Source organism: Saccharospirillum sp. HFRX-2 (assembly GCF_043196805.1).
In the GTDB taxonomy this organism is placed as follows: Bacteria; Pseudomonadota; Gammaproteobacteria; order Pseudomonadales; family Natronospirillaceae; genus Saccharospirillum.
Window position 1 is genome coordinate 200,667 of sequence record NZ_JBEBMU010000005.1, and the last position, 13,870, is coordinate 214,536.

The following is a 13,870-nucleotide window of genomic DNA, read 5'->3' on the forward strand; positions in this document are numbered from 1 at the left end:
AATGAAATATCCATTAGCAAGTAGTAGCTGGGGTCAGGAAGAAATAGCAGCAATTCATAAAGTTATTGATTCAGATAGATATACAATGGGGGCACTAGTTGAGCGGTATGAGGCCGACTTTGCTGCATACTTCGGGTCAAAATATGCAGTGATGACGAGCTCTGGTTCTACTGCAAATTTGCTAATGACTGCAGCAACATTCTTTACAAAGACGCCTCTTCTGCAGCGAGGCGACGAAGTTATTGTGCCAGCCGTCTCATGGTCCACAACGTATTTCCCACTTCAACAATATGGCTTAAAAGTTAAGTTTGTTGATATAGATATTAATACTCTTAATTTTGATCTGGAAAAGCTCGAGAATGCAATAACGGATAATACTAAAGCAATACTCTCAGTGAATCTTCTAGGGAATCCAAATGACTACAGTGAGATTAACCGGCTAATAAGAAATAAAGGTATTTTGCTTTTAGAAGACAATTGCGAATCTATGGGTGCCGTATTTAATGGTAAGAAAACTGGCACATTCGGATTGATGGGGACATACAGTTCTTTTTTTTCACACCACATGTCAACAATGGAAGGCGGGTGTGTTGTGACTGATGATGAGGAAATCTACCATATTCTATTAGCATTGAGGGCTCATGGTTGGACTAGGAACCTTCCAAAAAAAAATAAAATAACCGGAACTAAAAGTGATAATACATTTGACGAATCGTTCAAATTTGTACTTCCTGGTTATAATGTTCGCCCATTAGAAATGAGTGGTGCTATTGGAATTGAACAATTAAAAAAATTACCGAATTTTATAGAAAATAGAAGAAGCAATGCCTCGCATTTTTTGAATACATTTCAAGACCACCCATGGATAAAGATACAAAAAGAGGTGGGAAGCAGTAGCTGGTTTGGTTTTTCTCTTGTTTTATCTAACAATGCCCCATTATCGAGAAATGAGTTGGTACAAATTTTAGAAACAAATAAAATTGAATCTAGGCCAATAGTAACTGGTAATTTTTTAAAGAATACCGAAGTGCTAAGGTATTTTGATTATGAAGTTTCCGGCAACCTCGAAAATGCGGATTGGATAGACAGGAATGGACTGTTTGTTGGTAATCATCATTTTGACATAGTTGATAAGATTGATTACCTAAAAAAATTAGTCATTTAGTAATTTGTAGCTGAGTCTACATTAAGTGACGCCTTTATCGGTGGTTGTCTGTTTGATGGTTAATAATGACTGCTATTCACGATTGTAGCGCAATGATATGCTTCAGATTTATTTTGCTTTATTGGGTTCTGAAAATTTCATACGAAAGCATTGTGGTTTCTAATTAAGTAATTAAAGCTGGGGTGCTAAACTGGATGGCAGATGCTGCTTTTTGCCTGTGGAGTGACTATGAAATTTATACTTCTTAGATTCTTATGAATATAAGAAATAAGCTTTTATATTTTATCTATATTTTTAACATATTTGGTATTTTTTTCTATTCAATCTCAATGTCTATTTGGCTCCCATTTTTGCCAAATTTTTCTCTAGTTACTATTGCTAATTTTTTGTTGATACCCTGTCTGTTTTTAGTTAGGCACGAACTAAAGTTTTTGTCTTTTTTTGTGTTTTTATTTACTGTGTTTTTGATGGTTGATGTTCTAACTCAAAAACATATATCCATTAATGTTATTAGAGGTCTGTTGGTAGTTTATGTTCTTTCAATGATTGGAAGAGAGTTTGTGTCTGAGGCATCGCTGAAAAAAATCGCTAAAACTATATTGTTGCTAGCAGCTTTATTGGTGGTGTTGCAGTTTTTTTCAGTATTGGTTTATGGGGAAGTTTTTTTTGGGGTGCAGTATCCAACATATATATATCCAAATAGCTTGATGACCTTTAGGTATAGTCCTTTAAATGGTGATCCGAATTATTTTGCTTACTCTCTAGTGCCTTTTGTTACGGTTATAATTTATTATCATTTTTTTGCTGGCCAGAATGGTAAGGTAGGTTCGTTATATCTTTTTATCGGTTTCGTCGTTGTGTTTTTTACTATGTCGAGAGGCGCTTTACTTGCGTTGCTGGCTTGTTATTTACTACTGTGGTTGGCTAAATGCGTGAAGAAGGGAGTGTCGTTGAGAGATTTTTTAATGGTGATTTTTTTTATCATTACTTTTATTTTTTTGTTGCTGTACCTTAGTAAAGCAAGAGAAAATAACATTTCAAATTCGTCGTCTCAGAGAATAGAGATATTGGTGAGACAAGTTGAACTTGTTGAAAATAATTTTTTACTGGGACATGGTTTAGATAATACAAAGGTTGTTATTGGAGATAGTATTCTAGGACCACATAACCTATTTTTCGAAGTGCTTAACGGCTACGGGGTGATAGCTCTTCTGGTTTTTCTGATACCAATTATTGTCGTGATTTATAAAAATAAAGGTGTGGGTAGGTATTTGGCCATCAGCTTTATTTTAGCGTCATCATTTCTTGGTTTGTTGATATATCATCCCATGTGGGTTTTTTATCATTTTGTATTTTTAAAAGTAAAAAATAAAAAGTGAAGATATTTAAAGAAATAACTTATAGTGCAGCGATAAAAATTGTTAGTATATCGATTGCATTTTTCGCCCCAATGATTGTGGTACGTGTTTACTCGCTCAGTGAATATGGGGTTTTCAACTATATAATGTCATTGCTTGTCTATATATCAATTGTTCAATCTGGTGTTACTCCAAGTCTTAGGAATAATTTGGCAAGGGTTGAAGATCCATCTGATGCAAAAGATATGTACATAAGCGCTTTGTCTCAGACCACTATTTTGGTCGTTATTTTAACGCTTATATACTTGATTATTTCCATTTTTATAAATCAATTATTAAGTGTGTTTTTATTTTTCTTTGTAAGTTTGTTGTCGTTATATGGTCCTGTGGTTTCTACATATAAAGATTATAAAGATGAATCAGTCAGCTATCGATTGTCTGAGTTGTTTTTTCAACTAATTGCATTCGCTGTCTTCGCTCTCGCAGCTAGTCATGGGATGAATGTCTTTATATTGGCTTCGATTTTTATCTCATATCGCTTTATCTATCCTTTATTTGTATCGAGAAAAGATTTTTTAGTATCTGTATATAGGTTATTTGATAATGGTGGCTTTAGGTATGCTGTTTTTAATGTTGCGGACTATACTTATGTATTAATGCAGTCGCTGTCTGTATTGATGGTTGTCGGTATTAATACCTATGCTTTCAATCTATTCGGATCTTCAGGTTTTGGTGTTTATTCGACTTACTATCGATTTTTTTTCTTTCCTATGCAGGTGTTCTCTTTTATAGCACCTATCATTTGGATTAGGTACGCACAAAGTACATCAGCTAAAACCATAAGATCTGAACTTGGATTGGTTAGTTCAGTTATATTCATGGCTTTTTTCTTGTGGTCAATTTTAATGTATTTCTTTTCCAGTGATGTTGTTGCCTTGTACATGGGTTCGGATAACAAAAGTCCGTTGTCCATACTTACTTTTTGTTTTTTCTATTTGTCATTTCAGGTTAGTGACTTTTTAAGTGTAAGATTAAATGCAAAGTCAATATATCTTCCGCAGGTGTATATGATGGCGCTAACGTTGCTTTTAATTGGTTGGTGCTGGCTCTCTGGTTATGACTTTGAGTATTTTGTTCTTGTTATAAGTGCGATTAGGTTTCTCTTTTTATTTTACTCTTCTTATCTGGCTTTTAGGAGGTAGGTGTATGAATGTGTCAGTTTTTTATGTGGCAATAGGTAATTATATTGATTTTTGGTCTGACTTTTATAAATCATGTGAAACGAATTTTTTACCTGGTGTAAGCAAACAGTATTTTATATTTACGGATAATGTAGGTGCATTCTCTAACAGTGCGTTAGAAAGTTCATTAACAGTCACTGGCGTGCATGACCTAGGCTGGCCATTAAATACTTTGTTGCGATTTAGATACTTTCAAATGGTAAGGAGTAAGGCCTTAGAGTCTGATTATTGCTTTTTTTTCAATGCTAACGCTTACATAAATGAACCAATATCTTTAGAAGAAATTCTTCCAAATGGCTATGAATTAGTTGGTGTTATCCACCCTGGATATAGAAATAGAAGAAAGTTTTTTTTGCCATATGAGCGAAAGAATAAAAACTCTACAGCTCATGTGGGGCAATTTGGGGGAACTCATTATTATCAAGGATGTTTGAATGGTGGTTTTAGTAAGGCATATATGGCTTTGGTTTCTTCTTGTGATTCCTCTATTAGCTTTGATTTGAGAAGTAACTATATTGCTCGTGCTCATGATGAATCGCATTTAAATAAATATTTTCTTGAAAATAAGCCATATTCATTACCAATTAATTATGCCATGCCTGAGGAGTGGGGGTGCGATGGCAAGATAGTTATGAGGGATAAATCTAAGTTCGATTGGTATGGTGAGGTAAAGAATAAGCGTGATGATGGAAGTCGTTTTTCATATGTCAAATATCTAATAAAGAAATTTATTGTAGAGAAATCATGAAAAATATTGTATTGAATGGCGGGTTAGGTAATCAGCTATTTCAAATAGTTGAAGCCTTTCGTTTGAAAAGTAATGGTGTTGACGTATGTATAGACACGTCAGTTATTTCCAGGTGCTGGTTTCAAAAGTATTTTTTGAGACAAAGGTCAGTGGAGCCATACTACAAGTATTTTACCTTGAACTCTGAAATCATGGTGGTTAATAAAAAGAAGACAATTTTCTATGTGTTTATATCTAAAGTCCTTGGTCGTTTATCAGGAGGGCTTATTCGTATGGTCGACGATAACACCTCGGGGAAAAGCTGTTACCATATGGGCTATTGGCAAAACATCGATGTTGCAAAAAAATATACTAATTTTTTTTCCTTTATTAATGACCTTTTTCCTGAAGCCAATAATGAAATAGCCCAGCTGATGGCTGAAAGTAACTCTTTGGCAGTTCACGTTAGGCGGGGTGATTATCTTCTCAAAAAGAATTCTTATTTTGCTAGTTGCACAACAAACTACTATAAAGCTGCTATGTCATTATTTGAAAGTGCACGTATATTTGTTTTTTCTGATGATATTGATTGGGCAAAAGGAAGCGGTCTTTTTCCAAACGATACGGTTTATGTAAATCATAATACACAAGATAATGCGCATATGGACATGTATTTAATGTCTGTAGCTAGCAATATTGTCATTTGTAACAGCACATTTAGTGTCTGGGGGGCTCTATTAGGGGTTAAAGAGAAGGTGATCGCTCCTAAATATTATTATGTGAATTCAGAAAATCATTTAACGCTTCCATGTTGGTGTATGTTGGATAATTAATATGATCATTAAAGTTTTTAAACGTTTATCTAATGAATTTAGGTTTTATTTGAGAAGTTGGAAATATAAAAATAGGCTTTTGAAGAAGACTAACTACACGATCATATCAAGTAACTGTATTGGTGGTTCAATATATAAAGATTTTAACTTGCCTTTTAACTCTCCAACTATTGGCTCATTCATTCATGGACAAGATTTTGTCAGATTTTGCTCTAGATTGAGCTATTATTTGTCACTGGATCTTGTAGAAATTACGGTTAGCAAATGGGTTGGTGCTGTAAGCTATCCTGTCGGTTTATTAGAGGATGTTGAGATACATTTTCTGCATTACGAGAGTTTCGAATCGGCGAAAATAAAGTGGGAGCGTAGGCGGGCTAGGGTGGGTTATGAAAACCTCTTTTTTATTATGACTGACAGGGATTTTTCTACATATAAAGATATGAAGGATTTTGATAGATTAGATGGTAAGAAGTTGCTTTTTTCGTCCGTGCCTCATCAAGAAATTTCATCTTTAGTTTATTGTGCTAAATACAGGAAAGCCGGTCAGGTAGGTGGAATGCTTCCTCTTTTCATGGAGTATTCTGATTATGTTGATATTGTAAATTGGCTTGATGAATAAAATTGTAGGTTTCTAATGAGTTATGTATCAATAGTTCTTTGCGTGAAGAATGGTGAAAAATACATAAGAGATTGTGTTGATAGTGTTCTAGCTCAAACATACCCGCACTTCGAACTAATAGTCGTTTTGAACGGTTCAGATGATTCTTCGAAAACAATACTTGATAGTTATATGGATCAAAGAATTAAGGTTTTTGAAACTAATATTTCTCAACTTAGTTTTAATCTTAATTATGCTATCCATCAATCTTCAGGTGATATTTTAATGCGTATAGATGTGGATGATATATGCGAAAAAAATAGATTGGAAGCGCAGCTTTCATATATGGAAGAGTATGACGTGGTCGGAAGTTCAGTTCGTGTAATTGACTCTAAAAGTAAACTTACTGGTCAGGTTTATAAGTATCCATCAACCAATAAAGAGATAAGAAAAAAAATATTCTATAGGTCGGTTATGGCACACCCTAGTGTGATTATTAAAAAAAATACTTTGTTATCTGTTGGTGGCTATATGGGTGGGCGCTATGGTCAAGATTACGATTTATGGTTGCGTTTAATGAGAGATAAGTCAATTAGGTTTTTTAATATATCAGAGCCACTTGTTAGGTATCGTGTTCACAATAGACAATCAAAAGGGAGCGTCGCTTCTTATGCAGAGGTTTCAGGGTATCTTTTAAGAGAAGCCATTGTTAGTAAAAACATATTATACTTTGTTGGTTCTGTTCTGTATTTGATTAAATCAGTTTTTAAATCATGAATATTGGCTATTTAGTAACTAAGTCAGAAGTAGGTGGTGCTCAAAAATGGGTTCTTGACCAGCTGGATATTACAAATCAGTTTAGTGTGAATTACCTTATTACAAGTAAACCAGGGTGGCTAACTAGAAAGGTGAATGAAGCCACTACCGTGGTTACGAATGATGGGATACTGTCTCTTTTCTCGATTAAATACTTAGTCTGGTTGGTTCGTTATGTTAGGTCAAATAATATTGATCTATTGGTCGCATCGTCAGCTAATGCCGGAATATATGCTAGGTTGGCAGGTGTGCTTTGTCGGTGCAAAGTAATATATGTATCTCACGGTTGGTCAGCTGTATACAATGGTGGAAGGGTGGCTTGGTTTTACATTGCAGTTGAGAGGTTTTTATCGAAGATTTCTTCGTCTGTACTATGTGTATCAGTGTCAGATTATAATACGGCTAGGGATATTATTAAAATCCGTGATGAAAAACTGAAAACGATAGTTAATAAGGTGCTTTCCTCTGGCAAAAAAAGACAATCTATTGGGGATGCAGATAAACCCTTAAACGTGCTTATGGTGGCTAGGTTTTCCCACCCTAAAAGACAGGATTTAGCAATCAGATCATTCCAAGGTTTGAGTGATAATTTGTTTTTAGTTGGAGATGGCCCAGAATTTGATTATTGTCTGAACTTAACTGGCGGAGCTTTTAATATTCAGCTTTTAGGTGAAATAGAAGGTTTTTCTTCATTTCATGAATATGATGTTTTTATGTTGTTATCTGATAGTGAAGGGCTACCTATTTCGGCGCTAGAGGCAATGGATGCTGGGCTACCACTATTACTTAGCAGGGTTGGTGGTTGTGTTAATATTGTGGAAGGCAATGGTGTTTTGGTAGAAAACAGTGTTGAATCTGTACGTTTGGCAGTTAATGATATACGAAATAACTATCAAGCATATCAAGACAGGTCTAATGTTCTTTTTGATGAAAAATACAACCTTTCACTTTTAGCAAGTGAGTATATGGATTACTACCGTGTAGTTAAGGATAATTGAATATACCTTTTGGTATTCTTTATCCATTAAGTATGATTCTTCTTGCCGAAAATATATTGAGTGAAATTTTCTGTGTTATTGATTTCACCTTGCACCAAAACCTGTCAGTATGGTTCTAACAGTGTCAATTACAATCTGAATGTCGAGCCATAGTGAGTAGTTTTTTATATAATAAAAATCGTGCTCGATTTTCTCTTGTGTATCATCGGCAGTTGCTGCATATCCATGACGAACTTGCGCCCACCCAGTTATGCCAGGCTTTACAACATGGCGGTAAGCATAAAAAGGAATGCTTTCCTCAAACTCGTTTACGAAGGCTTGTTGTTCCGGCCTCGGTCCAATTAGGCTCATTTCGCCCTTTAGAATATTCCAGAATTGCGGTAGTTCATCTATCCGCAGTTTTCGAATGACTGCTCCGATCCGTGTGACGCGCATGTCGCCTTCCTGAGCAAATTGGGCGCCGTCTTTCTCAGAGTCCTTCACCATGCTGCGCAGTTTATAAATCCGAAACGTTTTTCCTCCTTGGCCTATGCGTTCTTGTGAAAACAAAGCGGAGCCTGGTGATTCAATTCGGATTGCAATAGCGGTAACAACAATAATGGGAATTACAATGGGGGCGGTGAGAATGGTTGCTGCTAAATCAATTATACGCTTAATGCCTTCATAGTAAGGACTTGGAGTCAGCATGCCATACTGGTTTTCAGATAGGTGATCTAGCTTTACGCGACCAGTCAGCGACTCCATGATTTGTTTGTAGTGATATACGGGAATGCGGGCCAGAGTGCATTGGGCAAGGAATTGCTGCCACTCAGCAGGTAGCTCAGAGCGGAGGTCGGCCACGATTCCGTTATAGCGTGTGTTGCCGAGTGATACGTCAGTGAGTTCGTGAAAATCTGCGTTGGTTAGTTCTGGCAGGCTTTTAGCCTGACCAAAAGGCACAACCGCTAGTTTAGGCCGGGCATGTTTATTCGCTAAACGTTGCCCTAGGAAACAGAGGGCTAACAATAGTGTTCCGCTGGTCAATAATAACGAGCGTGCATATTCCACCCGTCCGATAATCAGAATGAAAAACAGCAGGGCATAAAAGCTCAATAGCGTTGGCAGGATATAAGAAGCAGTGATGGTGCCTGGGTAGTGGAAAATTTTACGAAGCGTGATGACGCTGAATACAAAGACGGCGCTGACACCGAGAAGCGAATTACGTTGTGTTGTGCTTAGGTGAACCCAAAGATAGCTGTCCCAGAGGATGATCGTCGGCAGGTATACTACAATCAGCCAGCCGGCTAGTAGCTGAAAAAATACACTAAATGCTACTTTTTCGTACCAGCGGGAATGACGTTTATTGTGTTCTGAGACCATAAATCCTTGCCTGCGCTAATGTTTCTAAAAGAGGGAGTGCTATTCCATAGGCTCGCAATTTTGCGGTTTTCTGTGCTCAGGGTAAAGCTTGGTGGCTAGGGTTGTTGTTCCTGACAGCCATGGCTCTGGAAATGGCGATGTAGTGACGTTGTCATTTTGTCTAGCAACCCAGAGTCTAGACTTATGGGCCGGGTCGCGTTGCGCCAATGTCCGTCCTTCCCTAAACTGCCCGGCTTTCACTGCGTGAAGTCGTTTGCCTATATAAAGGGTGTTTCTGTTCACAGGAGTTGTGAGTTTGAGTCGGTGTTCCCTCTACATTTTGGGCGCAGGTAAGCCTTTTCAGGGTGAGACGCACAGTGTGTTGCGCAGCGCTACCGGGCACAACAGGGTGTTGGATTGGTTGTTGCGGGCTACCGCGCCGGTCAATCCTGATGTGACCTTTATCGCCGGGTATCAAAAAGAGCAGATTGTGGCTCAGTATCCTGGGTTGAGTTACCTGGATAACCCGGATTGGGAAACGGCTGGGGCTGCGTCTTCGTTAATGTACGCTGACCTGACTGACTCGCGTGATTACCTGATCTCCTATGCCGATGTGTTGTATCGCGACAGTGCCGTCAAAGCGTTGATGGCGGCTCAGGGTGATATTGTGGTGTTGGTCGACTCACACTGGCGCCGGCGGTTTGAGAACCGTTCTGAAAGCGATCTTGAACGCTGTGAGAAAATCAATCTTCATCACAATACTGTTACCCGGTTGGGGCGCGATATTTTGGCAGAACTGGCCGATGCGGAGTTTGCTGGCTTAGTTCGTTTCACGCCCGCGGCTGCTCAGTTTTTGGCCAAGCATGGCAGTGATCTTCCAGTTGCTATTCGTTCCGGTAATTTGCCTCAGCTGCTTGAATTCATGCGAATTCGTGGCTTTACGATTAATGCTGTTGATGTAGAAGGTGACTGGGCGGAGCTCAATGTCCCGGAAGACCTGACTCACTTTATCCTCGGCACCAAGGCACAGACCTTACATCGGTTGCAGCGCCTGGTTAAAAGAAGCCGTATTGAAGATCAGATCAGTTTTACAGTGGCTCAGTGGCAAGACAGTGCCGACGAATTACTGGCTGAAATTGAGCAATCTTTTGCTGGCCAGAAGTTGGTGGTGCGTAGTAGCGCTTTGTCTGAGGATGGTTTCGCCTCGGCAAATGCCGGAGCTTACGACAGCGTTTTGAATGTTGACGGTGCTTCCCGGTCTGCTGTTACCGCCGCTGTTGTACAGGTGGTGAATTCATATCCTGATGCCAACCCGGCTAACCAGGTATTGGTCCAGCCCATGGTCCAGGGCGTGATGGCCAGCGGCGTGGCTTTCACGCGAACCTTGGCGCAGGGCGCACCTTATTACGTCATTAACTACGATGATGTCACTCGCAGTACTGAGTCTATTACCAGCGGTGCCAGTGCGGAGCATAAAACGACGCTGGTCTACCGGGGGGAAGCGCCGGATATTGATGCTTTAGCGGCTCCATTGCGCGGTTTGATGCCGGCGCTGATGGAAATTGAACAGCTGCTCGACTTTGATTCGCTGGACATTGAGTTTGCCATTAGCGAAACCGGGCAGGTTCATATTCTTCAGGTACGACCGATAGCCGTGCGGCATGACGATTATGACGAGTCGGCCGTCGCAGCGGCATTAGCAACAGCGCGCGAACAGTTTGAAACGGCTCAACGTCCCGGCCCATTTATAGCCGGAAAACGTGCTTTGTTTGGTGTGATGCCGGATTGGAATCCGGCGGAGATCATCGGTACGCGCCCAGGCGCCTTGGCAACTTCCTTATACCGTTATCTCATTATGGATGATGTCTGGGCGACGCAGCGTGCCGAATATGGCTACCGCGATGTGCGTCCACAGCCTTTGCTGCACGAGTTTGCCGGCCATCCCTATGTCGATATCCGGGCCAGCTTTAACTCTTTGGTGCCGGCGCAACTGGATGATGAATTGGCCGGACGCTTGGTCGACTTCTATCAGGCCTGGCTGGAGCAGCACCCGCATTTGCACGATAAAGTTGAGTTTGACGTCGTCCCGACTTGTTACAGTCTGAATTTTGAGCACTGGCGCCAGCGGTTATCGGAAGAAGGCGGCTTCAGTGATGGTGACATTGTGCAGTTGGAGCAGGGCCTGCGTCAGGTTACGCAGCATGCTTTAGCACGCACTGATGCCGACTGGGCTGCCGTGCGCAAACTGGAACAACGCTTCGAGCAAATAGCTTCCTCGACCATGCCGCCTTTGCAGCGTGCCTGGGTGTTATTGGAAGAGGCGCACCGCCATGGCACCTTGGTCTTTGCGCATCTGGCTCGCAGTGCTTTTGTGGCCATGACACTGCTGCGTTCGGCTAAGTCAGAAGGTGTACTGTCCAAACAGGCCTATAACGAATTTATGCAGTCCATCGAGACTGTCTCGCATCGGTTTGCCGGTGACGCTGCGGAAGTTGCCGCCGGCTCGAAAAGCTGGGCGAGTTTTGTTGCCGACTACGGGCATCTGCGCCCCGGAACTTATGACATTACCTCCAAAAGTTATGCCGAGGACCCGGAGCATTATCTGGCACCCACTGTTGAACAGGCACGTCTACACCCTGTTTCCTCAGAGGCTGCAACGCCATCTGCGTGGGCGGCAGAAAGAGAAGGCTTTGTTACTGCATTGGTGGCGCACGGCATTGAGACGACGGGGCCACAGATTGAGGCCTTTTTACGGCAAGCTATTGAAGGCCGAGAATACGCAAAGTTTGTATTCACCCGTCACTTGTCGGCCGCTTTGGATGCGCTGGTGGCCTATGGTGCTGAGTATGAAGTTGAGCGTGAGCAGCTGGCCCTGATTCCACTGTCCGTTTTTCGGATTTTGGCCAATCAACCGGATGCCTACGATGCAAAGCGTTGGCTGCAGGCTGCCGCAGAAGAAGGGCGGACGTCCGTCGCGGTGGCACAGCGTGTCGAGTTGCCCTCGCTATTGTGTCAGTCGCTAGACTTTACGCAGTTTGAATACAGTTCAAATCAGCCAAACTTTGTCGGCTCAGGTCGGGCAGTCGCTGACTGTATCGATTTGGCGCAATTGAAGGGCGATGACAGTATCGATCTGGAAGGTAAGATTGCGCTGATCCCTCAGGCTGACCCTGGTTACGACTGGTTATTCGGTCGTGGTATTGCTGGCCTGATCACACTCTATGGGGGCGCCAATTCGCACATGGCTATACGAGCGGCAGAATTTGGTTTGCCGGCGGCCATAGGTGTCGGTGAATCCCGTTATGCAAGCTGGAGTCGTGCTCAGGTGCTGGAGTTGGATGCGGGTAATCAGCGTGTACAGGTGATCCGTTGATGCGTCTGGCCATTAGCCAAAGAGTTGAGATTGTCGCTGCCTACGGTGAGCGCCGCGACGCCTTAGATCAAGCCTGGCACCCTTTATTGGCGCAAGTGGGCGCCGTTGCCATGCCCGTGCCAAATACACCTGAAACCCTGGACGACTGGTTGGATCAATTGCAACCCGAGGGTGTGGTGTTGACTGGTGGCAACGACCTGGCGCATTTGCCGGGCGCGTTTAACCCGGCCCCAGAGCGCGATGCCACCGAACACGGTTTGCTGGTGTACGCTCAGCAACACCATTTGCCGGTGCTGGCGGTTTGTCGCGGTGCGCAGATGATGAACGTCTTTTTAGGCGGTGCGGTGTCCGCCGTGGATGGACACGTCGCCTGCCGCCATGCTGTTCAGCTCAGCGAAACCTTGGCGCCGTTGTCCGGCCTGAAAGAAGTTAACAGCTTTCACGCCTGGGCCATTGGTTCCGGCGAACTTAATACTGCAAGTCAGCCCGCTGCTTATGCAGAAGACAGCAGCATCGAGGCGTTCTTTCATACCAGCTTGCCTTGGGTCGGATTACTGTGGCACCCAGAGCGCGAGGCATCACCTTATATTCCGCAAGACCTCGCCGTCTTGCGTCATCTGTTTGGGAAATCATCATGAGAACCATCATCTTAGCGGCGGGTCAGGGTACTCGCCTGCGACCCTATACCAATGACAAGCCCAAGTGCATGGTCAGTTTGGCCGGCCAGCCGTTGTTGCATCATCAGTTGGATGCAATGGCGGCTTGTGGTGTGCAGCAAGGGATTACCTTGGTTGGCGGTTATTTGAGTGATCGTCTGGACGGCCGCAACGCTGAAGTGGTCATCAACCCGCGTTATGCCGAAACCAACATGGTGCAGACTTTGTTTTGTGCTCGCCATGCCATGGTGCCAGGCGAGGATTTGTTGATCAGTTATGGCGACATCGTATATGAACCTCGCGTTTTGCAAGCGGTGTTAGATTGCGACGCGCCGGTTGCGTTGGCGGCTGATCAGCAATGGCAGCGTCTGTGGAAGTTGCGTATGGATGAACCCTTGGACGATGCTGAAACCTTTGTTATGGATGACCAGCAGCGGGTGGTTTCTCTGGGTAAAAAGCCACAATCCTATGATGAGGTTCAGGCTCAATATATGGGGTTGTTCCGCATCCGTGCCGATTATGTTGAGCGCATGATGGCCGCCTTTGACGCGCTGGATCCGAAGGCGCTTTACGACGGCAAAGATCTCGACAATATGTATATGACCAGCTTCGTCCAACACCTGATTGATCTGGGCTGGCCGGTGCAGGCTTGTCTGGTGGATAACGGTTGGTTGGAAGTGGACACCGCCAGTGAATTGGAAGCCTATGAAGCCATGGCTCAGGATGGGTCTCTGGATCAGTACTGTCAGCTTGGTAAGGCAAAATAA

General features: G+C 42.4%; 12 protein-coding genes. 11 read left to right on the forward strand and 1 reads right to left on the reverse strand.

The window, feature by feature from the left end:
- Window position 1 precedes the first annotated feature (1 nt).
- From ABMA60_RS12515 to ABMA60_RS12550, 8 genes are all read left to right on the forward strand, one after another.
- A complete protein-coding gene (locus tag ABMA60_RS12515) occupies window positions 2-1,165 on the forward strand; it encodes a DegT/DnrJ/EryC1/StrS family aminotransferase (protein ID WP_392803550.1) in 1,164 nt (387 codons plus the stop codon).
- A 467-nt stretch (window positions 1,166-1,632) separates the two neighbouring features.
- Window positions 1,633-2,544 (forward strand): O-antigen ligase family protein, encoded by a 912-nt coding sequence (locus ABMA60_RS12520; protein ID WP_392803552.1) that lies wholly within the window; start codon window positions 1,633-1,635, stop codon window positions 2,542-2,544.
- Window positions 2,541-3,725: a hypothetical protein gene (locus ABMA60_RS12525; RefSeq protein ID WP_392803554.1), complete on the forward strand. Its 1,185-nt coding sequence runs from the start codon at window positions 2,541-2,543 to the stop codon at window positions 3,723-3,725. The genes ABMA60_RS12520 and ABMA60_RS12525 overlap by 4 nt, the downstream gene beginning before the upstream one ends.
- Before the next feature lie 4 nt (window positions 3,726-3,729).
- Window positions 3,730-4,512 (forward strand): family 6 glucosyltransferase, encoded by a 783-nt coding sequence (locus ABMA60_RS12530; RefSeq protein ID WP_392803556.1) that lies wholly within the window; start codon window positions 3,730-3,732, stop codon window positions 4,510-4,512.
- Window positions 4,509-5,324, forward strand: a complete 816-nt coding sequence (locus tag ABMA60_RS12535) for an alpha-1,2-fucosyltransferase (RefSeq protein WP_392803559.1) — start codon at window positions 4,509-4,511, stop codon at window positions 5,322-5,324. The genes ABMA60_RS12530 and ABMA60_RS12535 overlap by 4 nt, the downstream gene beginning before the upstream one ends.
- Window position 5,325: 1 nt before the next feature.
- Window positions 5,326-5,943: a DUF1919 domain-containing protein gene (locus tag ABMA60_RS12540; protein ID WP_392803561.1), complete on the forward strand. Its 618-nt coding sequence runs from the start codon at window positions 5,326-5,328 to the stop codon at window positions 5,941-5,943.
- A gap of 15 nt (window positions 5,944-5,958) precedes the next feature.
- Entirely contained in the window at window positions 5,959-6,699 is a 741-nt protein-coding gene (locus tag ABMA60_RS12545) for a glycosyltransferase (protein WP_392803564.1), read from the forward strand.
- Window positions 6,696-7,736 carry a glycosyltransferase gene (locus ABMA60_RS12550; RefSeq protein ID WP_392803566.1) on the forward strand — a complete coding sequence of 347 codons (1,041 nt, stop codon included), beginning with the start codon at window positions 6,696-6,698 and terminating at the stop codon, window positions 7,734-7,736. Before ABMA60_RS12545 ends, ABMA60_RS12550 begins: the two co-directional genes overlap by 4 nt.
- Window positions 7,737-7,820: 84 nt before the next feature.
- Here the strand turns inward: ABMA60_RS12550 and ABMA60_RS12555 are convergent, their stop codons facing one another.
- On the reverse strand, window positions 7,821-9,095 hold the full coding sequence (locus tag ABMA60_RS12555; RefSeq protein WP_392803569.1) for a sugar transferase: 1,275 nt from the start codon (window positions 9,093-9,095) through the stop codon (window positions 7,821-7,823).
- Window positions 9,096-9,390: 295 nt separating this feature from the next.
- Here ABMA60_RS12555 and ABMA60_RS12560 point away from each other — a divergent pair, with 295 nt between their 5' ends.
- The 3 genes from ABMA60_RS12560 to ABMA60_RS12570 are packed head-to-tail and all read left to right on the forward strand — an operon-like array spanning window position 9,391 to window position 13,870.
- On the forward strand, window positions 9,391-12,447 hold the full coding sequence (locus ABMA60_RS12560; protein ID WP_392803571.1) for a PEP/pyruvate-binding domain-containing protein: 3,057 nt from the start codon (window positions 9,391-9,393) through the stop codon (window positions 12,445-12,447).
- Window positions 12,447-13,085 carry a gamma-glutamyl-gamma-aminobutyrate hydrolase family protein gene (locus tag ABMA60_RS12565; protein ID WP_392803574.1) on the forward strand — a complete coding sequence of 213 codons (639 nt, stop codon included), beginning with the start codon at window positions 12,447-12,449 and terminating at the stop codon, window positions 13,083-13,085. The genes ABMA60_RS12560 and ABMA60_RS12565 overlap by 1 nt, the downstream gene beginning before the upstream one ends.
- The gene (locus ABMA60_RS12570) at window positions 13,082-13,870 is read left to right on the forward strand and encodes an NTP transferase domain-containing protein (RefSeq protein ID WP_392803576.1); all 789 of its coding nucleotides are present in this window, start codon (window positions 13,082-13,084) and stop codon (window positions 13,868-13,870) included. The genes ABMA60_RS12565 and ABMA60_RS12570 overlap by 4 nt, the downstream gene beginning before the upstream one ends.

Bases quoted from the DNA above. Each gene is read 5' to 3' on its own strand.
- ABMA60_RS12545 (WP_392803564.1), top strand. From the start codon at position 5,959: ATGAGTTATGTATCAATAGTTCTTTGCGTGAAGAATGGTGAAAAATAC.
- ABMA60_RS12540 (WP_392803561.1), top strand. From the start codon at position 5,326: ATGATCATTAAAGTTTTTAAACGTTTATCTAATGAATTTAGGTTTTAT.
- ABMA60_RS12530 (WP_392803556.1), top strand. From the start codon at position 3,730: ATGAATGTGTCAGTTTTTTATGTGGCAATAGGTAATTATATTGATTTT.
- ABMA60_RS12570 (WP_392803576.1), top strand. From the start codon at position 13,082: ATGAGAACCATCATCTTAGCGGCGGGTCAGGGTACTCGCCTGCGACCC.
- ABMA60_RS12535 (WP_392803559.1), top strand. From the start codon at position 4,509: ATGAAAAATATTGTATTGAATGGCGGGTTAGGTAATCAGCTATTTCAA.
- ABMA60_RS12515 (WP_392803550.1), top strand. From the start codon at position 2: ATGAAATATCCATTAGCAAGTAGTAGCTGGGGTCAGGAAGAAATAGCA.
- ABMA60_RS12555 (WP_392803569.1), bottom strand. From the start codon at position 9,095: ATGGTCTCAGAACACAATAAACGTCATTCCCGCTGGTACGAAAAAGTA.
- ABMA60_RS12565 (WP_392803574.1), top strand. From the start codon at position 12,447: ATGCGTCTGGCCATTAGCCAAAGAGTTGAGATTGTCGCTGCCTACGGT.
- ABMA60_RS12520 (WP_392803552.1), top strand. From the start codon at position 1,633: ATGGTTGATGTTCTAACTCAAAAACATATATCCATTAATGTTATTAGA.
- ABMA60_RS12550 (WP_392803566.1), top strand. From the start codon at position 6,696: ATGAATATTGGCTATTTAGTAACTAAGTCAGAAGTAGGTGGTGCTCAA.